We start from the raw sequence: 25,830 nt of genomic DNA, 5'->3' as shown, positions 1-25,830 counted from the left end.
GCTCAGCCCGGCGTCGCCTCGGCTCGCCGCACCGGCAGCGTGACGCGGAACGTCGTGCCGCTGCCGACCTGGCTGTGCACGTCGATGCGCCCGGCGTGCTTTTGCACGATGCCGTAGGACAAGGACAGCCCGAGCCCTCTGCCCTGGCCGACCGGCTTGGTGGTGTAGAAGGGCTCGAAGATGCGCCCGAGCACTTCTTGCGGCATGCCGCAGCCCGTGTCGGCCACTTCCAGCCACACATGCGCGTCGCCTTCACAACCGGTTCGAAGCGTGATCGTGCCGCGCACCCCGCTATCGATCGCATGGGCTGCGTTGACGACCAGGTTCAGTACCACCTGGTTGATCTGCGACGGCATGCAGTCGACGTCCGGCAACCGGCCGAACTCCCGCACCAGGTCGGCCTTGTGCTGCACTTCGCCAGCGACCAGGTTGAGCGTGGATTCGATGCCCGCGTGCAGGTCGACGCGCTGCCATTCCTGCCCGGCGTCGACGCGTGAGAAATCCTTCAGATCCTGCACGATCTGGCGAACCCGCATCAGGCCCTCGCGCGACTCCTGGATCAGCGCCGGCATATCGTCGTGCAGATAGTCCAGGCCCACCTGCTCCCGCTGTGCTGCAAGCGATGCGGCCAGGCTCGCGGGCAGCTGGTCCTCGGCCGCGCGGTAGGCGCCGAGCAGCCCGAACAACTGTTCCCGGTAGGTATCCAGCGTGCCGTGGTTCGCAAAGACATAGCCAATCGGGTTGTTGATCTCGTGCGCCACCCCGGCGGCGAGCTGCCCGATGGACGCCAGGCTCTGCGATTGCACCAGCTGGGTCTGCAGCTGCTTGCGCTCCGTGATTTCCGCCTGCAGCGCCGCGTTCGCCTGCGTCAGCTGGGTGGTACGCGCGGCCACCGCGGCTTCAAGTTGATCGATCTGCGCGGCAGCCTGCTGCGTGGCCTGCCATTTCGCAGCCAGCGCGTTGGCCAGCTGGCTCACCTCGATGTTGTCGAAGGGCTTCTTCAGGATGAGCAGCCGGCCGCGGGTGTCCAGGCGCTGCAGCACCTCCTCCCATGAGGCGTCGGAGTAGGCGGTGCAGAAGACCACCTGCAGCCTCGGGTCGGCTTGCCAAAGGCGCTCGACCGTCTCCACGCCATCCCACCCGGGCGGCATGCGCATGTCGACGAAGGCCACCGCATAGGGCCGGCCCTGCGCCAGCGCCTCGACCACGCGGGCCAGGCCTTCCTGGCCCTGGTAGGCCGAGTCGAGCTCGAAGGGCTGGGCGGCTGCGGTGATTTCGTCGCCGAACAATGCCGCCTTGGCGGCTTCCAGCGCCGACGCGGCGCCGAGTTCGGGCGCGAGGATCTTGCGGAAGTCCGCATGGATCGTCGGCATGTCGTCGACCAGCAGGACGCGACGGTTCTCGAAGGAGTTCATGCCTGGGTGTCCGTGGCAGCGGTCAGCGGTAGTTCAAGCGTGAAGGTGGCCCCGGTTCCGGGGCCGTCACTGTGGGCAGTCAGCGTACCGCCCATCTCCTGAGCTGCCAATACGCAACTGTGAAGGCCAAAACCGTGGCCGTCCTGCTTGGTCGTGAACCCGTGCGCGAAGATGCGCGTGAGATTCTCCGGCGCGATGCCGCAACCGTTGTCGGCAACAGCCACCTGGAGGCGATCCCCTTCAACCGCCCGTACCCGCACCACGATGCATTGCCCGACGTCGGGCGGCGCCTGCAGCACCGCATGGCGCGCGTTGCCAATCAGGTTCACCAGGATCAGCAGCGTGCGGTGCTTGTCCAGCATCAATGCCGGCACATCCTCGAACTCGCGCTCCACGCGCAGAGGGCCGATGCCGCCGGTATCGATGCGCAGCGCATCCTCGATCAAGTCGGTGATGCGGGTCGATTCGACCATGCTGGACGCGCCGGCGTAGGACTGCTGCGTCGCCACGATTTCCTTGATGTGGCGCACGCTGCGCGTCAGCGCCGCCAGCTCGTCAAGGATCTGCTGGCGCTCCTCGGCCACCGCCACCGAGAGTTGCTTCAGATAGCCTGGCAGCAGCCGCCCGCGCGCGTCGCGGGTGAGGTAGTCGCCCAGGTCCTGCGCATGCGCGTCCAGCAGCGCCACCGCGCGGGCCAGCCCTGCGGCCTCCGAACCGCGGACCTTGCCACTGATCAACTCGGCCGACACATTGACGCTGTTGAGCACATTGCCGACGTTGTGCAGCACGTTGGTGGCGATCTCGGCCATGCCCGACTGGCGCGCGTTCTCCAGCGCCTGCTTCTGCGCCAATTGCTGCTCGCGCGCCTTGCGCACCGCTTCGGCCGCTTCCTCGCGGCGAAAGAAGAAGTGGCCGGTCGTCAGCAGGATCACGATGATCGGCGTGGCCGCGACGACGACGACGATGCCCGACTGCCGGAAGCTGAGGAACAGCAATGTCGCCACCGAGGCGTTGCCCGCGTAGGCGATGCCAAGCCAGCCGAATGCGTCGACGAATGCCCGGACCGACAGCGGCTCGTTGCGCTTGAGCCGTGGCACGGCCGTGGCCATCACGGTGTTCAGCACGAAGTAGGCGAGCGCAAACAGGATCGCGCCCAGCAGGATCAGGCTGTCGCTCTCCAGCTGATGGCTACGCAGTTCGCCCAGTGCCACGTGCAGCACCGTGCCGGCGCTGAACATGGCAATGGCCGCCATCGCGGGGCTGGCGATGCGGCTGGTCCAGCGCTTGGAGGTGCGCCAGGCGCCGACCAGCGCTTCCGCTGCCGACGCCACGGCCGCGGCCTCCGGCCCGTTCAGCAGCAGCAGCAGGAAGATGAAGATCTCGCCAGCGGTGAACGAGTTCGTTGAACGCGGAATCCGCACCGGCACCAGCCCGGCCAGCATCGCCAGCAGCGTGCCGCCCACCACGCGCAACCAGGCATCCGGCGAAAGGCTCACAACGTGGCGCAACGAGTGCGCGAGCACCACCACACCGATGCAGACCACCGCCCACCAATACACCGCCGCCTTGCGGTTGTAGTCCGGCATCAGTGCCTGATGGACGCGCCGAGGCCAGCTCACTCCGGGCTCGGCGCCTGCAGCAACCATCATCGTTCGCCGGTGCGGGCAACTTCGCTGAGCACGACACCCTCGCTGAGCACCACGCCCTCGCTCAGCACGACACCCTCGCTGAGCACCACGCCTTCGCTCAGCACCACGCCTTCGCTGAGGACGACCCCTTCGCTGAGGACCACACCCTCACTGAGGACGACGCCTTCGCTGAGCACCACACCGCTGCCCGATGCCAGCCAGCCGGAAAGCGTCGCGGTGGGGACGAAGACGCCCGTGCGACCCAGCAGCGAACTGCGGCCGACCAGCGAATTCAGCGTGATGACGCCGTCGGTCAGGAAGCGCTGCCCCGTCGGCACGGGAGACGCCGTGATCGTCGACAGCGCCGCGCCGGGGCGGATCTGGACAGTAACGCGCGTCGCGCTGCCGCCCACCCAGAACAGGCCCGGGTCGTACACCGGCTGGTAGCGGGTGAAAAGCGCGCTGCCGCTGTAGAGGTGGCGCCCGCCGGCGAAGATGATGCGACTCCAGGGCACCGACTGACCGCCGATGATCGACACCGGCGCGGGCATCACCTGGCCCGGCGCCAGCAGCGGCGCACCCGCCGCGATGCGGCCGCTGGCGATGACCGTGGCGAGATCGCTGCGCAGCGCACCGGCCAGCCGCACCGCGCCGTCGACGTTCAACAGGCCCGCGCCCTGCTGCAGCAGGTTGGCGCCCGGCAGGGCCTGCGCGGTGTACTGCAGGATCGCCTTCACCAACGGGGGCGTCAGGCCGGGGTTGGCCTGCAACATCAGGGCCACGGTACCGGACACCACCGGCGCAGCGACCGAAGTGCCGCTCAGGTCCATCAGCTCGCGGCCCCGCGGCTGCGCCGTGCCGCCATAGGGCGCCGACAGCGAGGGGAAGTCCGTGGCGAGCGTGCTGCCGGCCGCCATCGGGCCGACGATGCGATTGCCCGGAGCCACCAGGTCCGGCTTGAGCAGGTTGTCGGCGACGCGGCGCCCGTCGGGCAGGAACAGGCCGCCGCGGGTGGGCCCGCGGGAACTGAAATGGTTGACTGCGTCGTCGCTGCGCGAGGCCGTCGCCTGCGTGTTGGCCGACCCCACGGTGATGACCGAGGGCTCGTTGCCCGGCGAGCTGATCGTGCCGTAGCGCTCCTGGCCGGAAGCGTCCGTGCCGTAGTTGCCGGCGGCAACGACCACCACGAGGCCGGCTGCGCTCGCGCCGCGCAGAGCGCCGCACAGCGGGTCGGTCCGATACGACTCGGTCGAATCGGCGGCAAGGCTCACGTTGAGCACGCGGATGTTTTGCTGCTTCGCATGCGCGATGACCCAGTCGATCCCGGCCAGCACATCGCTCAGCTCGCCTTCGCCGCGGCTGTCAAGCACCTTGACGTCGACCAGCGAGGCCTGGGTGGCGATGCCGCTCGACTCGGGCAGACGCGACGTCGAGCGGCCTGCGGCGACGCCCGCGACATGCGTGCCGTGGCCATATGCATCCGCCCCGCCCGCCGCTTGGGGGCGTTCATCGAGCGCCGCGTCGGATCGGTCGACGCCGGGCTGCCAGGCGCGGCCCGCGCCGCCTTGCGTCACCTTCTCAAAGTCGACGGCGCGTGCGACCCGCGAGCGCTGGCCATCGGTGAACGCGGTGTGGTTCCCAGCGATGCCCGAATCCAGCACGGCGATGGCGACGCCCGAGCCGTCCAGGCCCCGCGCCGCGCCGATCGTGGCGGCACGCACGTCGGCTGCGCCGGTGGAGGCCTCGGTCAGGCTGAACGTGCGGGCCGCGCGCCGGTTCGGCGAGATGCTCTGCACGTCCGGCCGCGCAGCGAGCGCGTCAACCTTGTCAACGGGCAAGGTCACGAAAAGCGCCGGCACCGACTGGTAGCGCCAGTAGACGGTGCCTCCCGCCGCCACGACCGCGCGGCGGAGCTCGACCAGCTCGGCGTCCCGCCCGTCGCTGACGACCAGGGTGTGCACGTAGCGGCGACCAGCCAGTTCCTGTTGCCAGCGCTGGCGAGGCGCAGCGGCCGAATCGACGGCCTGGCGCAGATCGGCGGCAATCTTGTCGCGCGGCGCTGCTTGCGCCAGTGCAGGCCACAGCAATGCAGCCAGCGTCAGCAGCAGCGCAAGCGCCGCGTGCAGGCGCCACTCGATCAGAACTACGAATCGAAGAGGGAGCGTGGTGGACTTCATGGACAGCTTTCGTTGTTGCGCTGATTCCTACGCACACGCCCGGTCGGGCGTCGCGCCGCATCCCGGCGACGGAAGAGCTGCCATGTCGACGGCGACCTGCCGGCGGCTTGTCCTTGGCAACCCCGCTGTCGTAACCCGCCAGGCGGGCCTTAGACCGGAAGCTTTGCGACCCCGGCTTTCGCTCGGGTGTGCCTTTGTCATCAGTGAAAAAAATGTATCTGAAATCGCGGCGTAACGCCGTGAACAAGTGGCGCTTCCAGTACCGTCTGGCCACCGTTACACATCGACGATCCGGCCATGAATGCAGCACCGTCCAAATAGGAAGGCATGCGCCGATCGACGCAAGCCATGTCAGGGTGCCCAGGCCTCAGTCTTGCGCTGCAGCAGCTGACGCTGGCGGCGGCCGTAGTACCAGACCGACGAGGAACTGGCGCGCGATATCAACAACCATCTAGCCCGTGGGCACCTGCCGCATGGGCCGCAAGGACGACCCCGGTGCGGTGGTCGACTCACGGCTGCGCGTGCGCGGCGTGCGCGGCGTGCGCGGCGTGAGCGGGCTGCGCATCGCGGATGCGAGCGTGATGCCGACGATCAAGAGCGGGAACACGAATTCGCCGACGTTGATGGCTGCGGAGAAGTTGGCTGGGTGGCTGGCAGCGTGAGCCGCGCCTCGTCGGCGTGCCCCGCTACAGCGCACCGGGGCTGGCGGACTAACGCCCCCCGTTGCCGGTAGCCAGCACCGTCCCCGCCTCACCTTCGATCCAGGCCGTCTTGCTGTCCACGGTCTGGATGCGCCACAGGTCGCGGTCTGCTTGTGTGGGCTGTCTGACCCACGTCTTGCCGCCATCCGTGGTGGCAACAACCATGCCTCCACGGCCCACCGCCCATCCGTTGTTGGCATCGGCGAACGCAATGTCAGCGAACTGCCCGATGACGCCCATCACCTCGGTCCAGGTGGCGCCAGCGTCGTCCGAACGGTACAAGCCGAAGGTTTGCGCGGACCACCAGGTCTTGGCATCGCTCGCGATGACTTTGCTGCGCGTGTTGAACGGCGATTCAACGTTGGGCGCGAGAACCGTCCAGGTCTGGCCATCGTCCACCGTACTTGCCAGCAACGTGCCAGGTCCATAGATGACGATCTGTCGCCCGTCTCCGAAGAACAGCCCACCTACGCTCACCGTCTGCGGCGGTGACAGGGTCATCCACGTCTGGCCGCCATCGCGGGTAAACACCAGCCCGCGCCGATCGGTCGGCTCGCCCCAGCCACGGTTGGCGTCGACGAAGTCGAATCGCACCAGGCCCCCATGAACTAGCTGGCCATCACGCCATGTGGCGCCGCCATCCGGCGTCTTGTACAGGCGGCCGTCGCTCTGCAGCATCCAGCCGATCTTGTCGTCGACGAAGCGCAGCGCCGTGTTGGTGGCCGTGGAGGGCAGGCCTGTGCTCGGCTTGGTCGTCCAGGTTCGCCCGCCATCGCTCGTCTGGCGCAGTTGGCCCGTCGCATCCAGACCAAGGCCGCGCTTGGCGTCAAGGAAGGCGAGTTTCATGGAGTACCCGCCAAACCAGGGCGACGAGGGAAGGTAGTTGGGCAGTGGAGCGGCATCGACCGCGATCGTCCAGTTGCGTCCTCCGTCGGTCGACAGGAAGGCGCGCCCGGTGCTGTCCTGCATGCTGAAGACGTTGCCATCGACCTGACGAAGGCGCTTGAAGGCCGCATAGGTGGGTTTGCTGAGGCCCTCCACCGATGCGGAGGACCATGTTTGCCCTCCGTCACCGCTCCAGGCCAGACCGCGTTCTGCGTACTCGCCTCCCAATTCGGATGGCCGCCAGATAAAGGGGCCCTGTGACGGCACCAGCACCGTCGTGCCGACGGCCAGGGCTCCCTCGCCGGTGGCGCCCAGCGCAGGCAGCCGCACGGTGCTCCAGTGCGTTCCGCCGTCGTTGCTGGAGATCAGCGTCCGATTGTCGAGGCTGGCCAGCAGCACCTGGTCCGCTGCGCTCGCCCGGATGATGCTCAGCCTGTTGCCCACCGGCATCGCGGCGCCATCAAGGGTGCTCGGGTCGACGCGGCGCCAGCTGTCACCGCCGTCAAAGCTCAGGAGGAGCGTATAGGTTGTTACCCAGCTCACCGTGGCCGGGTCGAACGTCGACAACACCCATCCGGCAGCCACGGTCTGGTCGTCGACCAGGTTGAAGAACGCGCTACCGCCATTGCCATGAGCCAACAGGTCGAGCACGACCGTGCTGGTCCGTCCGAAGTCCGTGGAGCGTCTCAACTCGGCACCGGAGAAACCCCAGAACGTCCCGCGCGATGAAATGTCGCTGAGAAAAAAATCGTGCCGCGCCCAGGTTGCGCCCCCATCGGTCGTGTGCAGGCCCGTGGTGCCGACGATAGCGATCTGATCGTCGACCGCCACCAGCCGACTGCCAAAGCCGGCTCGCAGCGCAAGGGGCACGGGGGCCGTGCGGCTCCATGTCTCCCCACCATCGGTCGTGCGGAGCAACGTGGGCTCGTCACCCATGACCCAGCCGTGCTTCGCCGAAGCGAAACTGACGGCCCTCAGCGCTTTCGTGGAACCGCTGGCCTCAGTCGACCAGGTGACGCCGCCATCCGTGCTCCGGGACAGCTCGCCATGCTCTCCCGTCACGAACAGCGAGGTCTTGGATGCAAAGAAGCTGTCGGTGTGCACATTGCCATGCGGTAACGGCTGCTGCCAGCACCAGCCGCCATCGCCTGTCTTGGAGCATTGCAGGCCCCTGACGTTGTTCAGGTTGGTGATGCTGACGCGGACGACCTCCGTCTTTGAGGCGCCTGCAGCGTTGCTCACTGTGAGCTTGACGTCGTAATCGCCACCCTTGGCGTACTGATGCTTCGGACTGGTCTCGGTGCTGGTCTTGCCGTCACCGAAATCCCAACCAAAGCTGAGGCCCGGCGTCGAGGGCGCGCTGCTGCCAAACTGGAGCTCACTGGTCGACTCGGCCGTCGCCGGTGCCGTGACGCTGAGGGTATCTGGCAAAGGGGTCGGCGGTGTGGGAGGCTCGCCGCCGCTCCCACCACCGCCGCCACATGCGCTCAGCAGCGCCGCTGCAACCAGCGCACCCCACCAGCTCGGCAATTTCCTGTTCAGTGTTTTCATTCGCACTCTTCGGCTGATATTTGCTAATCAGTCTATCCGTGCAATAGGGCACGAAACGATGTGTCTATTTCCCGTCAGTTAGCAAAAGGCCAAGCAAAGCATCACGCTGCAGACACGGCCGGCTAGGTGCGGCCGGCATGCAATCTCCGTGAGGCCGACGGCCGCGACAATCACGGCATGCCGTCTGATCGTTCCCGCGTCCTCTCCGTCATCCCGCCGATGACGCAGCTGAACACGCCCTACCCGTCCACCGCCTACCTGACGGGCTTCCTGCGCTCACGCGGCATCGATGCGCAGCAGGTGGACCTGGCGCTGGCCCTGGTGCTGGAGCTGTTCACACCCACCGGCCTGGCCCAGCTGCATGAAGCCGTGCTGGCCCTGCCCGAAGGCGAGCGCACGCCGCAGACGGCCTGGTTTGCCGCCGAGTTCCCGGCAATAGCTGCCGCCACGCCGCGCGTCCTCGGCTTCTTGCAGGGCCGCGACCCGACGCTGGCGCATCGCATCAATACCCGCGCCTTCCTGCCCGAAGGCGCACGCTTCGCGTCGCTGGACGCCTATGTCGACGAGGACGGCGGCGACCCGCTCGCCTGGGCGTTTGGCGCCCTCGGCTTGCAGGACCGCGCGCGCCACCTCGCAACCCTCTTCCTGAACGACCTCGCCGACGTGCTGCGCGACGCCGTGGATGAACGCTTCGAGTTCGTCCGCTATGCCGAATCCCTGGCCGCGGCCCAAGCGCATTTCGACCCGCTGGCCACCGCCCTGGCCGCTCCGCCCAATCTCGTCGACCGCACGCTGCACACGTTGACGCTGGCCGCGCTGGAACAGCACCAACCCGAGGTCGTGCTGCTGTCCGTGCCCTTCCCCGGCTCGGTCTACGCCGCCCTGCGCATCGCCCAGACGATCAAGGCCGCACGGCCAGAGGTCGTCTGCGTGCTGGGCGGCGGCTATGTGAACACCGAGCTGCGCGAACTGGCCGAGCCGCGCGTCTTCGACTTTGTCGACTATGTGACGCTGGACGCCGGCGAGCGGCCACTGCTGGCGCTGCTGGAGCACGTCGCCGGCAAGCGCTCCAAGACGCGCCTGGTGCGTACCTTCTGGCGCGACGGCACGGAGGTCAGGTACACCAACTTCGTCGAGCCCGACATTCCCTTCGATGACGTCGGCACACCGACCTGGGACGGCCTGCCGCTGGACCGCTATCTGTCGCTGCTGGACATGCTCAACCCGATGAACCGGCTCTGGAGCGACGGCCGCTGGAACAAGCTGACCGTGGCTCATGGCTGCTACTGGAAGAAATGCAGCTTCTGCGACGTCAGCCTGGACTACATCTCGCGCTACGAGGCCGCGTCGGCTTCAGTGCTGGTGGACCGCATCGAGGCCATCGTCAAGGAGACGGGCCAGACGGGCTTCCACTTTGTCGACGAAGCCGCGCCCCCGAAGGCGCTCAAGGCTCTGGCCGAGGAGCTGATCCGCCGCGGCGTGGCCATCAGCTGGTGGGGCAATATCCGCTTCGAGAAAACCTTCACACCCGAGCTCTGCCAGCTGCTGGCCGATAGCGGCTGCATCGCCATCTCGGGCGGGCTGGAGGTGGCATCGGACCGGCTGCTGAAGCTGATGAAAAAGGGCGTCAGCATCGAGCAGGTGGCGCGCGTGACCAAGGCCTTTGCCGACGCCGGCGTGCTGGTGCATGCCTACCTGATGTACGGCTTCCCCACGCAGACAACGCAGGACACCGTGGACGCGCTGGAATACGTGCGCCAGCTGTTCGAGAACGGCTGCATCCACAGCGGCTTCTTCCACCGCTTCGCCTGCACGGTGCATTCGCCCGTCGGACTGAACCCGGCGGAATACGGCGTCACGCTACAGCCCCTGCCCGCCGATGGCCGCTTTGCGAAGAACGACGTCGCCTTCATCGACCCCACGCCCACCGACCACGACGGCCTGGGCCAGGGGCTGAAGAAGGGCCTGTACAACTTCATGCACGGCATCGGCGTGGACAGCGATATCCGCAGTTGGTTCCCGGTGCGCGTACCCAAGACGACAGTGCCGCGCCGCTTCGTCGAGCGCGCCCTCGCGACAATCACCTGATGTACACCTCCACCTTCACCTTCGCCAAGGGCGACTACGACGCCGATTTCTTCGCGCTGGACGACCGCATCGCCGCCATCGCCCGCGCCATTCCCGGCTACCTCGGCGAGGAAGCCTGGGAGAACGCAGCGAACGGGCTGATCTCCAACGTCTACTACTGGGACTCGATGGAGGCCCTGCAGCAGCTGATGAGCCACCCCGCGCACCGCGAGGCCAAGCAGGCCCAAGCCAAATGGCTGAGGGGCTACCAGGTGGTCATCGCCGAGGTGGTGCGCACCTATGGCGATGGCGGCATCGCCCATCCGCTCGCCGAAACCACGCCGGCCCACTGACTTTTGTGCAGCGCACAATCGCCGCATCCAGCAACGGAGGCGGCGATGCGGCGAGTCGTGTTCAACCAGAAGGGTGGCGTGGGCAAGTCCACGATCACCAGCAACCTGGCGGCGATTGCCGCGGCAGCGGGCAAGCGGGTGCTGGTCATCGACCTGGACCGTCAGGGCAACACCAGCCGCTACCTGATGGGCGATGCGCTGGATGAAGGCGCCGCGGGCTCGGCTGAATTCTTCGAATCGACGCTGAAATTCAGCGTGCGCGCACCTGGCGCGACCGAGTTCGTCGTCGAGACGCCCTGGGAGAACCTCCACCTGATGCCGGCCAGCGCCGAGCTCGACGAGCTGCACGGCAAGCTGGAGAGCCGCTACAAGATCTACAAGCTGCGCGACGCGCTGCTGCCGCTGGCCGACGACTACGACGAGATCTGGATCGACACGCCGCCGGCGCTGAACTTCTACACACGCTCGGCGCTGATCGCGTCCCAGGGCTGCCTCATCCCCTTCGACTGCGACGACTTCTCGCGCCGGGCGCTCTACGGCCTGCTGGAAGCCGTGGAAGAGATCCGCGCCGACCACGCGCCCGAGCTGTCGGTGGAGGGCATCGTCGTCAACCAGTTCCAGGCCCGCGCCTCGCTGCCGCAGCGCGTCGTGCAGGAGCTGCTGGACGAGGGCCTGCCGGTGCTGCAGCCGTATCTGTCGAGCAGCGTCAAGGTCAAGGAATCGCACGAGCTGAGCCGGCCCATGATTCATCTCGATGCGCGGCACAAGCTGACGCAGGAGATGCAGGCGCTGTACGACGCTTTGGGCTGAAGCGGGCCGGTTTTTCCGGCCTTGGCCGCGCGCCGCGAGGGCCAGAATCGCGGCATGAGCACTTCCGACTCCGTACGCATCGTCGGCGCCAGCGTCCAGACCGAACTGCCCGTCATCATTGCCGAGCTGGGCCCGATCGCGGACCGGCTGCAGCTGGCGCGCGAGGCCATCGAGGAGTTGCGCGTCAGCCACCCGCAATCGCCCGAGTCCAACGTGAAGTCGGTGTACATGAGCCCGTGGAAAAGCCACATGCTCAATGCCAAGCTGCTGCCGCTGTGCGCCAGCGTCGTCGAGATCGCCAAGGCGGCCGCGCCCAAGGCCTGGTCGGGCGAGCTCGACTCGCTCGGGCTGGACCTGCTCGTCACCCACTGCTGGGGCGCCATCTACGAAGAGGCCGACTACACGGCCCCGCACAACCACTGGCCGGCCGACCTGAGCTGCGTTGTCTACCTGGAAGCTGAAGCCGGTTGCGCGCCGCTGGTGTTCTCCAAGACCAGCGCCTACCAGCCGCGGCCCGGCACGTTGATCATGTTCCCGGGCATCACCATGCACGAGGTGCCGGCCACGCCGGGGCGGCGCGTCGTCGTCGCGATGAACCTCTTCAAGCAGCTGGGGCTGGGTCCGCAGGCACCGGCGGCAGGCTGAGCCGCGCCCGCAGCCCCGGGCCGGCGTGGGCATCCAGCAGCTCCAGCCGGCCGCCGTGCCGGGCCGCGATGTCGGCCGCGATGGCCAGGCCCAGGCCGCTGCCGGTGCCCGTGGCGGCATCACCGCGGCGGAAACGCAGCATGGCGGCCGGGCGGTCGGCTGGCGCAATGCCGGGCCCGTTGTCCTCGACCTCCAGCCACGGTCCGGCCGCATCGCTGCCGCAACGCACCGTGATGCGGGCGCTTGCGCCGGCGTAGCTGACGGCGTTGTGGATGAGGTTCTCGAGCAGCTCGCGCAGCAGGAAGGCATGGCCCAGCGCCGGCGCCTCGGCCAGTTCGAAGCCGAGGTCGACACCCGCAGGCAGCGCGCGATGGGCCCAGTCCTGGCCGCTTTCGGTGGCGATGTCGCGCAGGTCGATGCGCTGCCCCACGTCGACGCTGCGGTCCTCCGCGCGGGCCAGCGACAGCAGCTGCTGGGCCAGGCGGGCGCTGCGCACGACACGCTGGCGCAGCCGCTCCAGCAGCGGGTCCACGCGCTGGTCGTGCGGCTCCAGCATGGCCAGCTCGATCTCGGTCTGCAGGGAGGTCAGCGGCGTGCGCAACTGGTGGGCCGCGTCGGCCAGGAACTCGCGCTGGGCGCCGGCCGCGCGGGCCAGGCGCTCGAACAGGCGGTTGAAGGCGGCCTGCAGTGGCACCAGCTCGCGCGGCAGGCTGGCCGCCAGCGGTGTCAGCCGGTGCAGGTCGCGATGCTCCAGCTCGGCGCTCAGGCCCGTCAGCGGCGCCAGGCCCTGGCGGATGGCCCACCAGCCGGCCAGGGCCAGCAGCAAAGCCAGCGCCACGCCGTTCAACGCGACCGAGCTGCCGATCTCGCTCTGCAGCGCGTCGCGCTTGTGCAGGGTCTCGGCAACGAGGATCTGGCAGACACCGGTGCCGCAGTCATGGCCGAGTTGCACCAGGCGCAGCTCTCGGCCGCGCAGCTTGACGTCGCCGTAGGAGGAGTGGCCCGCCGCCTGCGGGGCCGGGCGGGGCTGCAACTCGGCCAGGCCGGCGTCGCCCTGCAGCACCTCGCCGCGCGGCGCCAACACCAGGTAGAAGACATCGTCCTGGCGGTCGAAGCGCAGGGCGCGGTCCATGGTGGCGCTGACATCGATGCGGGGCTCGCCGCTGCGCACGTCGATCTGGCCCGCCAGCGTCAGCGCGGTGTCCTCCAGGCCCTCGTCGAGCCAGCTCTGCGCGCTGTGCCTGACCTGCTCGTACAGCGCCGTGCCGAGCACGGGCAAGGCCAGCACCAGCGGCAGCATCAGCCAGCCGAACAGCCGCCGCTGCAGGCTGGAGCGTGAACCCTCAGCCAATGTCAGCCACCGTCAGCCTATTTCCTCGAGCAGGTAGCCGAGGCCGCGCACAGTGCGAAGTTGCACGCCACCCGGCTCGATCTTGGCGCGCAGGCGCGACAGGCAGACCTCGATGGCGTTGTCGCTGACGCCCTGGTCCCAGGCATTGCTGGCCAGCGCGATGTGCTCCTTGGGCACGACCTTGCCCGAGCGCGCCATCAGGAAGCCGAGCACGTCCCATTCGCGGGCGGACAGGGCCAGTGGCTCGTCGTCGATGTAGGCGCGGCGGGCTTCCTGGTCGATGCGCAGGCGCGCCAGCTGCAGCTGGTTGCTGGTGCGCGCCTGGCTGCGCCGCACCAGGGCGCGGGCACGGGCGACCAGCTCGGTCAACGCAAAGGGCTTGACGAGGTAGTCGTCGGCGCCGCCTTCCAGGCCACGCACGCGGTCTTCGACGGCGTCGCGGGCGGTCAGGATCAGCACCGGCACCGCGATGCTCTCGGCGCGCACGCGGCGCAGCGTCTCGAAGCCGTCGATGCCCGCCAGGCCGATGTCCAGGATGAGGAGGTCGTAGGCGTCCTCCTTCAGCGAGCGCGGCACGGGCTCGCCGCGGGCGGTGCAGTCCACGACCCAGCCTTGGGAGCGCAGCGCGCGGGCGGTGGTTTCGACGAGTTGTTCGTCGTCTTCGACGAGCAGGATGCGCATGGTGGCAGCAGTATGGCGCGAGAGCGGCCGATGTGCTGACGCAGGGCTGTCACGCCGGGGCCGTTCACATGCCAGCAATGCGCCGCGAAGTGAATGTCAGCGCGGCGCGCCCACCACTGCGCGTGTTGCCGCCTCGAAACATTCGCCGGCGATCTGCCACAGCCGCCCGGCGTCCACGTAGCGGTCGCTGGGCTCACCGTTGAAACGGTCGCCCGCCAGGTCGACACGCGGCTGGGCGTAGTGCAGCCAGAAGTCGGCGCCCATCTTCTGCGGCAGCAGCTCGGCGTTGAAGCTCAGGTAGTCACCCGGCCCGGCGCCGCGCACAAAGCCCTCGAAGCAGCGCTGCCACATCCAGCGGAAGTGGCTGAGGTAGTCGCCGGGGTCGTCGAGCCCGGTCTGGATGCATCCCGGGTTGCCGACGCGGGCATGCAGGAAGCGCACGCGCTCGAACACCGGCGCGAGCCGCTGCGCGCGGGCGTGAAACTCGCCGCCATAGGTCAGCTCGTGACCGGTGTACCAGTGCGACAGATCGGCGTTGAAGCGCAGCGCCGGCCAGCGTTCGACGAGATCCAGCGTGCGGCGGAGATCCTGGGTCATCGTGCCGCGGTGGGTCTCGACATAGAGCGGGTGGCCGTGCCGCGCCGAGGCTTCCAGCACGGCCGCGGCAAGGGCATCCATCTCGGCGTCGGTCTCGAAGCTGTTGCCCACGTGCAGCGTCGTGATCTCGCAGCCGAGGTCGCGCTGCTCACGCACGATGGCGGCCACCTCGGTTGGAACCAGTGCGCGGCAGATGCCGGTGACGGCCAGGCCGGCGTCGCGCGCGGCCCGGGCGGCCTCGCGCGTGGGCTGCCAGATCTGCACGGCTTCGTGGCCGTCGGCCTTCAAGAGGGCGAGTTGCTCGGCATGCGTCGCGCGCCAGCCGGTCGAGGCGCGCGGCAGCTCGGCCAGGGTGCCGAGGTTGATGTCGCGGCGCAGCCGCGGCGGGTTCGCACTGCCGTCGTTGCAGCGGTCAATGGGCGAGTTCATGGCCGGCATCATGCCGGGCCGCCAGGTCGGACAGCGCCGCCTGCAGCGTGGGGAAGCGGAAGCGATAGCCGGCGGCCCGCGCCGCGGCAGGAACGACGTTCTGGCCGTCCAGCAACAGCGTGGACATCTCGCCGGCCAGCCTGCGCAGCGGCCAGGCGGGCATGCGCAGCCAGGCACGGCGGCCGAAGGAGGCGGCCAGGGCCTGCATCGGTAGGCCCAATTTCGGTCCGGCGCCCTTTCTTCTGTGGATTTGCACCGGGAACCACGAGCAAGCACGAAGCCACTCAGCCATATCGGCGCACTACCATTGCCGGCCTCCGGGAAAAACACCATGAAACTGCTCGCCAAATTCAATCTGGTCTATCTGCTCGTGATGAGCCTGGGCATCGCCCTGAGCGGCTACATCGCGCGCAATCTGCTGCAGGACAACGCCAAGCAGGAAACCATCGCCACCGCGCAGATGCTGATGGAGAAGGCGCTGGCCGTGCGCAGCTACACCAACACGAAGATCAAGCCACTGCTGGTCTCGCAGATGACCGACAAGTTCCTGCCGGAGACGGTGCCGAGCTTTTCCGCCACGGAGGTGCTGGGGACGCTGCTGGCCAAGCACCCCGAGTTCGCCTACAAGGAAGCGACGCTGAACCCGACCAACCCGCGCGACCGTGCAACGAGCTGGGAGGTCGACATCGTCGGCCAGTTCCGCTCCTCGGCCGACCTGAAGGAAACCGTCGGCACGCGCGACACGCCCGCCGGCCCTTCGCTTTACATCGCCCGTCCGCTGCGCATCACCGACCCGGCCTGCCTGGCCTGCCACAGCAGCGTCGAGGCCGCGCCGGCCACCATGGTCGCCAAGTACGGCCCCGCTAACGGCTTCGGCTGGAACCTCAACGAAGTCATCGGCGCGCAGGTCGTTTCAGTCCCGCTGGGCGTGCCGCTGCAGCGCGCCGACCAGACCTTCAAGGTCTTCATCACGTCGCTGATCGGCGTCTTCGTCGCCGTCGGCGTCGTGCTGAACCTGATGGTCTGGATGCTGGTCGTGCGCCCCGTCACGCGCCTGTCGGCCCTGGCCGACCGCGTCAGTCAGGGCGACCTGGACGCGCCCGAGTTCCAGGCCACCAGCAAGGACGAGATCGCCACGCTGTCCCATTCCTTCTCTCGCATGCGGGCCAGCGTCGTGCAGGCCATGAAGCTGCTGGACACATGAGTCATTTCAGCGCATGAGCGACAAGAAGCACCCGACACAGCTCGGCAAATACCGCATCACCGAGGTTCTCGGTGAGGGCGCGATGGGTGTCGTCTACAAGGGCTTCGACCCCGACATCCAGCGCACGGTTGCGCTGAAGACCATCCGCACCCAGCTCGACGCCGACGACGACAGCCCCGGTGCGCCGGCCTCGCGTTTCCGCAACGAGGCCCAGGCCGCCGGCCGGCTGCACCATCCGGGCATCGTCGCCGTCTACGACTTCGGCCGCGCCGAGAACGTGGCCTATATCGCGATGGAGTTTGTCGAGGGCCGCTCGCTCGCCAGCTACCTCGGCGCCAAGGTCCGCTTCACCGACACCGACATCCCCGGCATCATGAGCCAGCTGCTCGATGCCCTCGGCCATGCGCACGAGAAGGGCGTCTGGCACCGCGACATCAAACCCGCCAACATCATCATGACGACGGCCGGGGGGCGGCTCAAGGTGGCCGATTTCGGCATCGCCCGCATCGAGAGCACCAACCTCACGCAAACCCACTACATGGTGGGCACCCCCAGCCACATGGCGCCCGAGCAGTTCCTGGGCAAGCCCATGGACCGGCGCGTGGACATCTACGGCGCCGGCGTCGTGCTTTACCAGCTCCTCACCGGCCGCGCGCCCTTCGCCGGCACGACCGAGGCGCTGATGTACAAGGTCGTCAACGACATGCCGCAGCCGCCGTCGACCATCGAGGGTGTCGAGCGCCCGGGCTGGTTCGACGCCATCATTGCCCGCGCGTTGGCCAAGCGCCCCGAAGACCGTTATGCCACCGCCGAGGAATTCAAGCAGGCCATCACCGACGGCATCGGCCAAAGCATCGACGACACCGGCTGGGAAAAGACCGTGATGCTGGCGCCAGCGCGCGCGCGCGCCGCGCAGCCGCTGGCCACGCCCACTGTCGCACCGCCCTCGCTGTCAGGCACGTCGCTGCCCGGCTCCACGGCGGGCACGGCCAGCGCCCCGACGCCATCGCACTGGGACAAGGCCCAGCTCACCCAGGCCGAATTGACGCTGGCCAGGCATGTCGGCCCGCTGGCCAGCGTGCTGGTGCGCCGCGCCGCGCGCGAGTGCCAGGACATCAACGAGCTCTACAGCAAGCTGGCCGAGCAGGTCACCGACCCGCGTGCGCGCGACGCCTTCCTCGGCCAGGCCAGCCTGGTCACCGGCGGCCACCACCGCACGGCAGGCGGCGGCACGGCCGGTTCGCCGTCGGCCGGTGGCTCCAAGGGCGCCACGGCGGGCTCGGCGGGCTCGGCGGGCAGCGGCACCCTCATCGGCGGGCCGCTGAACGAGGCCGTCATGGACAAGGCTCAGGTTCTGCTGGCGAAACATGTCGGGCCCATCGCCAAGGTGCTGATCAAACGGGCCGCAGCCGGCACGGACAGCCGGGCGGTGTTCTTCAACCGGCTGGCGGAGTCGGTCAACGATCCGGCAGCGCGGGCGAAGTTGCTGGCGGAGCTGGGGCGACTTTCCTGAGGCGCGGCAGGCTCAGGGCAGGCGATAGGCCAACACCTTGAGTCCTCGATCTGCCGAGACGTCCGCATACACCTCCGGATTCGCCACGCGTTCGACGAATGCCAGCTCCGGTGCGTGCTCGGCCATCACGCCGTGCAGGAAATCCAGGCCCAGCTTGGGCGTGTTCAGGCACAGCAATGCATGGCCCCCGGGCGCCAGCAGCGCAGGCAGCCGCTTCGCCAGCCGCGCGTAGTCCTTGGTCGCGACGAAGCTGCCTTTCTGGAAGCTGGGGGGGTCGCAGATGACGAGGTCATAGGGCCCGCCGCGGGTCAGCTTGCCCCAGGAGTTGAAGATGTCATGTGCCAGGAACCTGGCGCCCGCCTTCACACCGTTGAGTTCATGGTTGGTGCGGCCGATGGCCAGCGCACCCGAGGCCATGTCGACGTTGACGACCTCGGCCGCGCCGGCCTGCAGCGCGACGACCGAGAAGGCGCAGGTGTAGGCGAACAGGTTGAGCACCTTGGCGCCCGGTTGCATGTGCTCGCGCACCCAGCGCCGGCCTTCGGCCATGTCGAGGAAGAGGCCATGGTTCTGGCCGCGCAGCAGGTGCACGAGGTAGCGCGTGGCAGCCTCGCTGACGACGTGTGGCTCGGGCAGGGCGCCGGCCATCAGGCGCGTCTGAACGCGGCCGCCCTCCTGGCGACATTGGAAGACCCAGGGCGCCGCAGGCCAGCACGCCGTGATCGCCGCACCGATGGCAGCCAGCGCCTCGTCGGCCAGCGGCTCAAAGCTGGTCAGCAGCAGCGCAGGCGGGTAGGCGTCCAGCGTCAGGTGCTCGCAGCCGGGATGCAGGCCGCCGCGGCCGTGGAAGAGGCGTTGAGCGCCCTGGGGAAGGGCCGCCGAGGCGGCGATGACGTCGAGCAGAGCTTGCATGGGTGAAGCATTGTCCCGGGCCAGAATGGCCGCCATGGACCTCCAGCTCATCCTCGACGAGATCAACGCCGAACTGCGCCCGCAACTCGCCACGGCCGGCGGCAAGGTTGCCAGCTACATCCCGGCGCTGGCGCGGGTGTCGCCGCTGCAGTTCGGCATCGCGCTGCGCACCTGCGCGGGCGAGACGGCCGCGGCCGGCGACAGCGCCGTGCCCTTTTCCATCCAGAGCATGTCCAAGATGTTCTCGCTGACCTTGGCCATCCGCGCGCTGGGCGAGGCCATGTGGGACCGCATCGGTCGCGAGCCCTCGGGCAGCCCGTTCAACTCGCTGGTGCAACTGGAGACAGAGCGCGGCATTCCGCGCAACCCTTTCATCAATGCCGGTGCCATCGCAGTGGCGGACCGGCTGGTGTCGCAGGGCGACGCCAAGGCCGAACTGCTGGCGCTGCTGGGTCGGCTGTGCGGCGAGGCCGTCGGCATCGACGCCGAGGTGGCGCGCTCCGAGGCCGACACCGGGTTTCGCAACACGGCGCTGGCCAATTTCATGAAGGGCTTCGGCACGCTGGACAACGACGTCGCCACGGTGCTGGACGTCTACTTCAACCAATGCGCCATCGCGATGAGCTGCGAACAGGTGGCCTGCGCCGCCGGCTATCTGTGCCGCGACGGCCGCCACCCGCTGGCCGGCACGCCCGTGCTCAGCACGGCGCAGACGCGCCGGGTCAATGCGCTGATGCTGACCTGTGGCACCTACGACGCTGCAGGGGAGTTCGCCTTCCGCATCGGCCTGCCTTGCAAGAGCGGCGTCGGCGGGGGCATCGTCGCCGTGGTGCCCGACCATCTCACGCTGTGCGTCTGGTCGCCAGCGCTGGACGGCACCGGCAACTCCCTGCTGGGCCGCCGGGCGCTGGAACTGTTCGTGGCGAAGACGGGGCTGTCGGTCTTCTAGGCGAGATCAGCTGGCGTACTTGACGCTGCAGCCATAAGGTCGCGTCGATGCCTTCTCGACCTTGCGGCCGGCTGCCACCGCGGCCAGGGCTTCGGTCACATAGGGCTCAGCCTTGGCGATGTCGGCCTTGTCGGGCGTCGCGAGGCTGTCGATGCCGCCCTTGTAGGCCAGGGTGCCATCGGCCTTGATGACGTACATGTGTGGTGTCGTCTGCGCGCCGTAGAGCTTGCCGAGCTCGCCCTTGGGGTCGAGCAGGGTCGCAGTGGGCACTGCGCCGCGATCGGCGTTGAGCTTCTGCGCGGCAGCACCGTCCACGAAGCCCTGTTGGCCGGGCGCGGAGGAGATCACCTGCAGCCAGACGACGCCCTGGGCCGCGGCGGCTTTCTGCTGGGTTTGCATATTGCCGCTGCCATAGTGCTTCCTGACATACGGGCAGTCGTGGTTGGTCCACTCCAGCACGACGGTCTTGCCCTTGTAGTCGGCCAGATTGACGGTCTTGCCGTCGGCCGTCGAGGCAGAGAAGGTCGGCGCGGGCGCGTCGACATTGGCCGTGGCGTGGGCCAGTGCGGGAAGGATCAGGGCGGCGAGCAGGCTGCGGCGAAGCAAGGTCATGTCGAACTCCTGGAAGAGGCGGGGGGCACAGAGATGGCCTCGACGATGAGACCGGGGGTAAGGATCTGCGGCAGCACCTGGGCCTCGGCGGCACCCGGTGCGTAGTAGAGGTAGAGCGGCACGCCGGAGCGGCCATGGGCTTTCAACACGGCGGTGATGTTCGGGTCCTCACGCGTCCAGTCGCCCTTCAGATAGGCCACGCCGGCCTTGGCGAAGGCGTCCTTGACCTCGGGGCGCGACAGCGCGACGCGCTCGTTGACGAGGCAGGAGATGCACCAGGCCGCCGTCATGTTGACGAAGACCGGCTTGTTTTGAGCGCGCAGTTCGGCCAGGCGCTCGGCGCTGTAGGCCTCGATGGCCGATCCCGGGGCGGCGGCATGAGCGTCGGCGGGCATGGGCCTGATCCAGTGAATGACACTGAGCGCCAGCACGAAGCTGGCCACCATCGCCACGCCGCTGACGACGCCCCTCCCGGCGCGGTGCAGCCACAGCGCGAAGGCGATCACCACCAGGCCGCCCAGCGCCATCGCGACGCCGTCCGGCCCGGCCTGCTGGGCCAGCACCCACAGCAGCCAGACGACGGCCGCATACATCGGGAAGGCGAGGAACTGCTTGAACTTGTCCATCCACGCGCCGGGCCGCGGCAACCAGCGCTGCGCCGCGGGCCAGAAGGCCAGCAGCAGGAAGGGCAGCGCCAGGCCCAGGCCCAGCGCGAGGAAGACAGCCAGCAGCACCGCCGCCGGCTGGGACAACGCAAAGGCCAGGGCCGCGCCCATGAAGGGCGCCGTGCAGGGCGTGGCAACGACGGCCGCCAGCACACCGGTGAAGAAGCTGCCCGCCAGGCCCTGGCGCGCGGCCAGGTTGGAGCCCACACCGGTGAAGCTGCCGCCGAACTCGAAGAAGCCCGACAGGTTCAACCCGACCAGGAAGAGCAGATAGCTGACGATGAGCACGAACACCGGCGAATGGAACTGGAAGCCCCAGCCCACCTGCTGGCCGCCGGCACGCAGCGCGATCAACACCGCCGCCAGCGCCGCGAAGCTGACGAGCACGCCGGCCGTGTAGGCCAGGCCCTCGGCCTTGTGGTTGCCTTCGCGCACCAGGGCCAGGGCCTTGATGGACAGCACCGGGAAGACGCAGGGCATCAGGTTCAGGATCAGGCCGCCAACCAGGGCCAGGGCCAGGGCAGGCAGCAGGCCGAGGTCGCTTTCCGGCGCGGGGGCGGGCGCTGCGGTTTCGGCCGCAGGGGCGTTGAGATCGGCCGGGCCGGGTCCCTTGCCGGCGCCTTCGGGCATGGGCGCGGAGACGGTCCAGGCCTGTTCGCCGGCCGCAGTCGTCAGCACGATGACACCGGACAACGGCTTGCCAGCGGGCAAGGGTTCGTCACCGGCAGGGATGTCCAGCACCCAGCCGGCACCCTCGGTTCGGAACGCCTGGGGGGCGCTGTGGGCGACAGCGCCCCAGGTGTCGGCAAAGAAATAGGCCTTGCTGATGGGCAGATTCAGGCCAGCCGCTGGGCCGCTGAGGCGCACGCCTTGCGGCGCGGGCTTGAGCTGCACGGCGAAATTTGCCGGTTTGGGAATGGCGCCACGCCATTCTTCGATCTGGGCCGCATCGGCGCCGGCCTTGGCCGTGGCCGACACCGGCAAGTCCAGGCCCAGGCTGACCTGCTCGGGAATGCAGACATCCTTGCAGACCAGCCACTTCACCTCGGCGGCCGGCTTGAAGCGGCTGCCGGGCTTGGCGTCGGCCGGCACCGTCAAGTCGACGAGCAGGGCCGCGCGGCCTTCGTAGCCGTAGTTGACGATGGGGCCGATGGCCTGGATGGCCGGCGTGGGCCACTGGATGGGCCCGGCCTGGGCGCCACTCCAGTCGATCGTCGTCGCCTGGCCGGAGTCGCCCGGGTTGAGCCAGTAGGTGTGCCAGTGCGACTTGATGTTCTGCTCGAGTGCCACCGTGAAGCGCTGGCCCGGCGCCACCGCGGCCTGGCTGGAGACGAGGCGGGCCTGCACATGCTCCGTGGACGCTTCGGGCGGTGCGGCAAAGGCCAGCAGCGGGGCGGCCAGCAGAGCCGGAAGGAGGGGGCGCAGGAACGAGAACATCCCGAAATCCTAGGCCATCCCGCTTTCACCCTGTCGTGACAGGCCTGCCTGAACAAATGCATCGAACGCGGCCCACAGCGGTGCGAAGCGTTCCGGCCCGCCTTCCAACAGGGCCAAGGCATGCAAACCGGCTTCCAGTGTTGACAGCTGGCCAGGGCGGTGGGCTCGGCGTATCGCATAGCGGCCGGGCTGCTCGGGCAAGCTCAGCCGCGGCAGCGCGGCCAGCCAGGGGTTGACTGCCAGCAGGCGGCGACTCTGGCGCCAATTGCCGTCCAGCAGGATGAGGCGATTGACGTCGGTCAGCGTGGCCCCCTCGCCCTCGCCCGGGTAGAGCAGCGCCGTGCCGGGGCGGGCCAGTGCGGGGTCGAAGGCCTCGCCGCGCAGCAGGCACGCGGCTGGGCTCAGGCCGAGCGTCAGAAAGGCGGCGGTGTTCTTGGCATGACCGGCCTCGGCCGGGTGCTGGAGGATGAGCAGTTCGGTGCGCACGGCCAGCGGCGCCGGCAGCGTGGCGCACAGGCAGGTGCAGGCCGGGCGCTCGCAGCGCGGGCAGACCGCGCGGGGCATGCGCCTCGGCTCAGTTCACCGGTGGCGACACGGAGTGCGGCGCGATGGTCGACACCGTGCTGTCGGCGCCGGCATCAGCGGCCGACTCCTCCTCGCCGTGGTGGCGGCGCGAGCGCGTGGTGGGCAAGCCGACCTGGCGCCTCTTGGCCAGCCGGCCGGCCAGCCAGACGCCGCCAACGACGCCGAAGATGTTGAAGGCACCGAACAGCGGCGCCGCACTGGACGACAGCAGCATGCTCTGCAGGGGCGCCGAGTAGGCGCGCGGCTTCAGCGCGAAGCTGAAGGCGCCGAAGATCAACCAGCCCGCCCAGGCCACGCCGACGCCGGACATCATCCACGCGACATAGGGGCGGTGCCGGCGGCGCTGCGGCCGCAGCGTCAGATAGCCCCAGATCAGCGCGGCAATGAAGAGCAGCAGCGCAATGGCGACGGCCTCGCCGAGCATGACCTGAAGGCTGTTGCGGCCACCCAGCTGGGCATAGACCTGGCGCGGCAGGCCGGTGGTGGCGTACTTCATGGCGGCGCCCGCGCCGAAGCAGTACAGCAGGAGGCCGGAAAAGAAGGCGATGGAGCGGCGGGCGGCTTTCATGGGGGCGCATTCTCGGCGCTGTCAGGCCAGCAAATCCGGGAGGATTTCCCGTTCAGCCCAAAACAAAGCCCGCCGTCCGGTGTCGGACGGCGGGCTGCAAAGAGGAGAGTTGCCGATTTCAGCGCTTGCGGTCCAGGCGCATGGCGCGGGCGAGGCCGCGGCGTTCGCCGCTGTAGAAACCGGTGTCGAAGGCCTCGTGCTTGCGGCCCTTTTCGACGGATTCCTCGGCGCTCCAGGCCACCTCGGAGAGGGGCAGGCGGCGCGGCGGGTGTTCAGTGCGGGGCTGGATCTTCATCATGGCTGTCTGGCCTTTGGAGGGCCGTCTCACGCCGAGTGGGGCGCGATTGGGAGGCACAACGCGGGCTGGTTGGGGGTGGTTGACAGGCCAAACACACTTCTTTGCACTTGTGGCCTGCGGTCACCGGCTATGCAGACAATGCCGCTTTTGAATCCAGGACTCCGCGATGACCGTCCAGCTGAAAAAGACCCTCCCGGCCAAGGCCACTCCCATCACCGTCGTGGACCGCGCCGCCTTCCAGGCCCTGGCCCCCGGCCTGCCACCGGCCACCCGCGCCTGGCTGGCGACGGTCGGCTTTGTCGGTGCGCCGGACAGCCACGCCCTGATTCCCGGAGCCGATGGCCGCCTGGCCCAGGTCTTTGCCGGCGTGGCCCACAGCGCTCACCCCTTTTCGCTGAGCCATCTGCCGCTGACCCTGCCGGAAGGTGTCTACAAGCTGGATGACGCCGGCCTGGCCCTGCTGCCGGAGGGCGCGGCCATGTCCTGGGAGCTGGGCGGCTACCGCTTCGACCTCTACAAGCCGGCCAAGCGCGCGCCGGCCACATTGGTGCTGAAGGGCGGTGCTGACGCCGAACGCGGCCTGGCGCTGGCCGCGGCGATCTCGGCCACGCGCGATCTCGTCAACACGCCGGCCGAGCACATGGGCCCGGCCGAGCTGGCCGCCGCCGCCAAGGCGCTGGCCAAGCAATACGACGCGACCTATGCGGAAACCATCGGCGACGCCCTGCTGAAGAAGAACTTCCCCAGCATCCATGCCGTCGGCCGCGCGAGCACGCGCTCACCTCGCCTGATCGAGCTGAACTGGGGCAATCCCAAGCACCCCAAGCTGGCCCTGGTGGGCAAGGGCGTCTGCTTCGACACCGGCGGCCTCAACATCAAGCCCGGCGAAGGCATGCGCCAGATGAAGAAGGACATGGGCGGCGCGGCCAACGCGCTGGGCCTGGCCACCCTCATCATGGCCTTGAAGCTGCCGGTGCGTCTGCAGCTGCTGATCCCGGCGGTCGAGAACTCGATCTCGGGCAACGCCTACCGGCCCGGCGACGTCATCAAGACGCGCAAGGGCCTGCACATCGAGATCGGCAACACCGACGCCGAGGGTCGCGTCATCCTTTGCGATGCGCTGGCCTATGCGGCCGAGGGCAAGCCCGACCTCGTCATCGACCTTGCGACGCTGACGGGTGCCGCGCGCGTGGCCCTGGGCGCCCAGCTGCCGGCGCTGTTTGCCAAGCACATGGACACGGCCCGCGACCTCGTCGACCTGGGCCTGAAGCTGGACGACCCGCTCTGGCATATGCCGCTGTGGGCGCCGTACCACGCCGGCATCGAGAGCACGATCGGCGACATCGTCAACACGGGCAAGAGCCCGCTGGCCGGTGCCATCAACGCAGCACTGTTCCTGGAAGACTTCCTGCCGCCTCAGCAAGACTGGCTGCACGTCGACCTGTTCGCCTGGAACGACGCGCCTCGCGCCGGCCGGCCAGTGGGCGGCGAGGCGCAGACGATCCGCACCCTGCTCGCCTACCTGGAGCAGCGGTATTCGGCCTGATGACGCGGCCCGATTACTCGGGCGCCTGATCCTTGGTCGGCTCAGCTTCCTGGGCCGGCTGCGCCTTTGCTACCTGGGGCTTGGCCGCCTGGTCGCGGCGCGGCTGATCGGGCTTCCTGCCCTGCCCCTGGCGCTGCGGCGGCCGGCCACCCTCGCGGCGACCTTCTGAGCGCCCCTCGGGGCGACCGCCACCACCGGGGCGTCGGTCGTCGCGGCGCGGCGGGGGCCCATCGCGGCGCACCTCCCGCGGC

The 25,830-nt window shown here is 68.7% G+C and carries 22 protein-coding genes, 2 pseudogenes and 1 riboswitch; of the genes and pseudogenes, 9 read left to right on the top strand and 15 right to left on the bottom strand.

What is annotated here, in order from left to right; translation table 11 throughout:
* Window positions 1-2: 2 nt before the first annotated feature.
* Genes AC1DW0_RS27575 through AC1DW0_RS27565 form a run of 3 tightly spaced genes read right to left on the bottom strand, consistent with a single transcriptional unit; the run spans window position 3 to window position 5,220 of the window.
* Entirely contained in the window at window positions 3-1,415 is a 1,413-nt protein-coding gene (locus AC1DW0_RS27575) for an ATP-binding protein (RefSeq protein ID WP_477949218.1), read from the bottom strand.
* On the bottom strand, window positions 1,412-3,001 hold the full coding sequence (locus tag AC1DW0_RS27570; RefSeq protein WP_235531788.1) for a sensor histidine kinase: 1,590 nt from the start codon (window positions 2,999-3,001) through the stop codon (window positions 1,412-1,414). Before AC1DW0_RS27570 ends, AC1DW0_RS27575 begins: the two co-directional genes overlap by 4 nt.
* Window positions 3,002-3,060: 59 nt before the next feature.
* Window positions 3,061-5,220, bottom strand: coding sequence for a S8 family serine peptidase (locus AC1DW0_RS27565; RefSeq protein ID WP_056191853.1), 2,160 nt, complete (start codon window positions 5,218-5,220; stop codon window positions 3,061-3,063).
* Window positions 5,221-5,332: 112 nt separating this feature from the next.
* A riboswitch (cyclic di-GMP riboswitch) is annotated at window positions 5,333-5,423 on the bottom strand.
* A gap of 252 nt (window positions 5,424-5,675) precedes the next feature.
* On the opposite strand from AC1DW0_RS27565, the pseudogene AC1DW0_RS27560 reads away from it, so the two are divergent.
* Window positions 5,676-5,882: pseudogene (locus AC1DW0_RS27560) on the top strand (GMC oxidoreductase); the annotation flags it as partial.
* A gap of 48 nt (window positions 5,883-5,930) precedes the next feature.
* Here AC1DW0_RS27560 and AC1DW0_RS27555 read toward each other — a convergent pair.
* Window positions 5,931-8,357: a YCF48-related protein gene (locus AC1DW0_RS27555; RefSeq protein WP_477949215.1), complete on the bottom strand. Its 2,427-nt coding sequence runs from the start codon at window positions 8,355-8,357 to the stop codon at window positions 5,931-5,933.
* Between the two features lie 177 nt (window positions 8,358-8,534).
* Between AC1DW0_RS27555 and AC1DW0_RS27550 the strand changes: the two genes are divergently transcribed.
* Genes AC1DW0_RS27550 through AC1DW0_RS27535 form a run of 4 tightly spaced genes read left to right on the top strand, consistent with a single transcriptional unit; the run spans window position 8,535 to window position 12,232 of the window.
* A complete protein-coding gene (locus tag AC1DW0_RS27550) occupies window positions 8,535-10,445 on the top strand; it encodes a B12-binding domain-containing radical SAM protein (RefSeq protein ID WP_056191848.1) in 1,911 nt (636 codons plus the stop codon).
* Window positions 10,445-10,777, top strand: coding sequence for an antibiotic biosynthesis monooxygenase family protein (locus tag AC1DW0_RS27545; protein WP_056191846.1), 333 nt, complete (start codon window positions 10,445-10,447; stop codon window positions 10,775-10,777). The genes AC1DW0_RS27550 and AC1DW0_RS27545 overlap by 1 nt, the downstream gene beginning before the upstream one ends.
* Window positions 10,778-10,822: 45 nt before the next feature.
* Window positions 10,823-11,587: a ParA family protein gene (locus AC1DW0_RS27540; RefSeq protein WP_477949212.1), complete on the top strand. Its 765-nt coding sequence runs from the start codon at window positions 10,823-10,825 to the stop codon at window positions 11,585-11,587.
* Window positions 11,588-11,641: 54 nt separating this feature from the next.
* Complete coding sequence (locus AC1DW0_RS27535) at window positions 11,642-12,232, top strand: 2OG-Fe(II) oxygenase family protein (RefSeq protein ID WP_457445914.1); 591 nt, start codon at window positions 11,642-11,644, stop codon at window positions 12,230-12,232.
* On the opposite strand, the gene AC1DW0_RS27530 is transcribed toward AC1DW0_RS27535, so the two are convergent.
* The 4 genes from AC1DW0_RS27530 to AC1DW0_RS27515 form a co-directional block, all read right to left on the bottom strand.
* Complete coding sequence (locus AC1DW0_RS27530; RefSeq protein ID WP_477949210.1) at window positions 12,189-13,583, bottom strand: sensor histidine kinase; 1,395 nt, start codon at window positions 13,581-13,583, stop codon at window positions 12,189-12,191. The genes AC1DW0_RS27535 and AC1DW0_RS27530 overlap by 44 nt on opposite strands.
* A 12-nt stretch (window positions 13,584-13,595) precedes the next feature.
* Window positions 13,596-14,264: a response regulator gene (locus tag AC1DW0_RS27525; RefSeq protein ID WP_056191837.1), complete on the bottom strand. Its 669-nt coding sequence runs from the start codon at window positions 14,262-14,264 to the stop codon at window positions 13,596-13,598.
* A gap of 96 nt (window positions 14,265-14,360) precedes the next feature.
* On the bottom strand, window positions 14,361-15,290 hold the full coding sequence (locus AC1DW0_RS27520) for a hypothetical protein (RefSeq protein ID WP_477949208.1): 930 nt from the start codon (window positions 15,288-15,290) through the stop codon (window positions 14,361-14,363).
* Window positions 15,274-15,498, bottom strand: coding sequence for a DUF1731 domain-containing protein (locus tag AC1DW0_RS27515; RefSeq protein WP_457319917.1), 225 nt, complete (start codon window positions 15,496-15,498; stop codon window positions 15,274-15,276). The genes AC1DW0_RS27520 and AC1DW0_RS27515 overlap by 17 nt, the downstream gene beginning before the upstream one ends.
* 123 nt (window positions 15,499-15,621) lie before the next feature.
* On the opposite strand from AC1DW0_RS27515, the gene AC1DW0_RS27510 reads away from it, so the two are divergent.
* Window positions 15,622-16,494 carry a c-type heme family protein gene (locus tag AC1DW0_RS27510; protein WP_057297935.1) on the top strand — a complete coding sequence of 291 codons (873 nt, stop codon included), beginning with the start codon at window positions 15,622-15,624 and terminating at the stop codon, window positions 16,492-16,494.
* 13 nt (window positions 16,495-16,507) lie between these two features.
* Window positions 16,508-18,007: a serine/threonine-protein kinase gene (locus AC1DW0_RS27505; RefSeq protein WP_477949205.1), complete on the top strand. Its 1,500-nt coding sequence runs from the start codon at window positions 16,508-16,510 to the stop codon at window positions 18,005-18,007.
* Between the two features lie 12 nt (window positions 18,008-18,019).
* Here the strand turns inward: AC1DW0_RS27505 and AC1DW0_RS27500 are convergent, their stop codons facing one another.
* Complete coding sequence (locus AC1DW0_RS27500) at window positions 18,020-18,919, bottom strand: class I SAM-dependent methyltransferase (protein ID WP_477949203.1); 900 nt, start codon at window positions 18,917-18,919, stop codon at window positions 18,020-18,022.
* 34 nt (window positions 18,920-18,953) lie between these two features.
* On the opposite strand from AC1DW0_RS27500, the gene AC1DW0_RS27495 reads away from it, so the two are divergent.
* Entirely contained in the window at window positions 18,954-19,868 is a 915-nt protein-coding gene (locus AC1DW0_RS27495; RefSeq protein ID WP_477949201.1) for a glutaminase, read from the top strand.
* Between the two features lie 6 nt (window positions 19,869-19,874).
* Here AC1DW0_RS27495 and AC1DW0_RS27490 read toward each other — a convergent pair whose 3' ends face one another.
* From AC1DW0_RS27490 to AC1DW0_RS27470, 5 genes are all read right to left on the bottom strand, one after another.
* Window positions 19,875-20,480, bottom strand: coding sequence for a redoxin domain-containing protein (locus AC1DW0_RS27490; RefSeq protein ID WP_477949199.1), 606 nt, complete (start codon window positions 20,478-20,480; stop codon window positions 19,875-19,877).
* A complete protein-coding gene (locus tag AC1DW0_RS27485; protein ID WP_477949197.1) occupies window positions 20,477-22,582 on the bottom strand; it encodes a protein-disulfide reductase DsbD family protein in 2,106 nt (701 codons plus the stop codon). The genes AC1DW0_RS27490 and AC1DW0_RS27485 overlap by 4 nt, the downstream gene beginning before the upstream one ends.
* Window positions 22,583-22,591: 9 nt before the next feature.
* On the bottom strand, window positions 22,592-23,146 hold the full coding sequence (locus tag AC1DW0_RS27480) for a tRNA-uridine aminocarboxypropyltransferase (protein ID WP_477949195.1): 555 nt from the start codon (window positions 23,144-23,146) through the stop codon (window positions 22,592-22,594).
* A gap of 10 nt (window positions 23,147-23,156) precedes the next feature.
* The gene (locus AC1DW0_RS27475) at window positions 23,157-23,735 is read right to left on the bottom strand and encodes a hypothetical protein (protein WP_477949193.1); all 579 of its coding nucleotides are present in this window, start codon (window positions 23,733-23,735) and stop codon (window positions 23,157-23,159) included.
* Window positions 23,736-23,853: 118 nt separating this feature from the next.
* The gene (locus tag AC1DW0_RS27470; protein ID WP_457319903.1) at window positions 23,854-24,030 is read right to left on the bottom strand and encodes a hypothetical protein; all 177 of its coding nucleotides are present in this window, start codon (window positions 24,028-24,030) and stop codon (window positions 23,854-23,856) included.
* Window positions 24,031-24,199: 169 nt separating this feature from the next.
* Here AC1DW0_RS27470 and AC1DW0_RS27465 point away from each other — a divergent pair, with 169 nt between their 5' ends.
* Entirely contained in the window at window positions 24,200-25,579 is a 1,380-nt protein-coding gene (locus AC1DW0_RS27465; RefSeq protein WP_477949191.1) for a leucyl aminopeptidase family protein, read from the top strand.
* A 13-nt stretch (window positions 25,580-25,592) separates the two neighbouring features.
* Here the strand turns inward: AC1DW0_RS27465 and AC1DW0_RS27460 are convergent.
* A pseudogene (locus tag AC1DW0_RS27460) lies at window positions 25,593-25,830 on the bottom strand (hypothetical protein); the annotation flags it as partial.

The sequence above is a fragment of the Roseateles sp. P4_D2 genome, assembly GCF_056401875.1.
The sequence above is the reverse complement of the archived record's forward strand: the minus strand, read 5'-3'. Positions and strand labels throughout refer to the sequence as shown.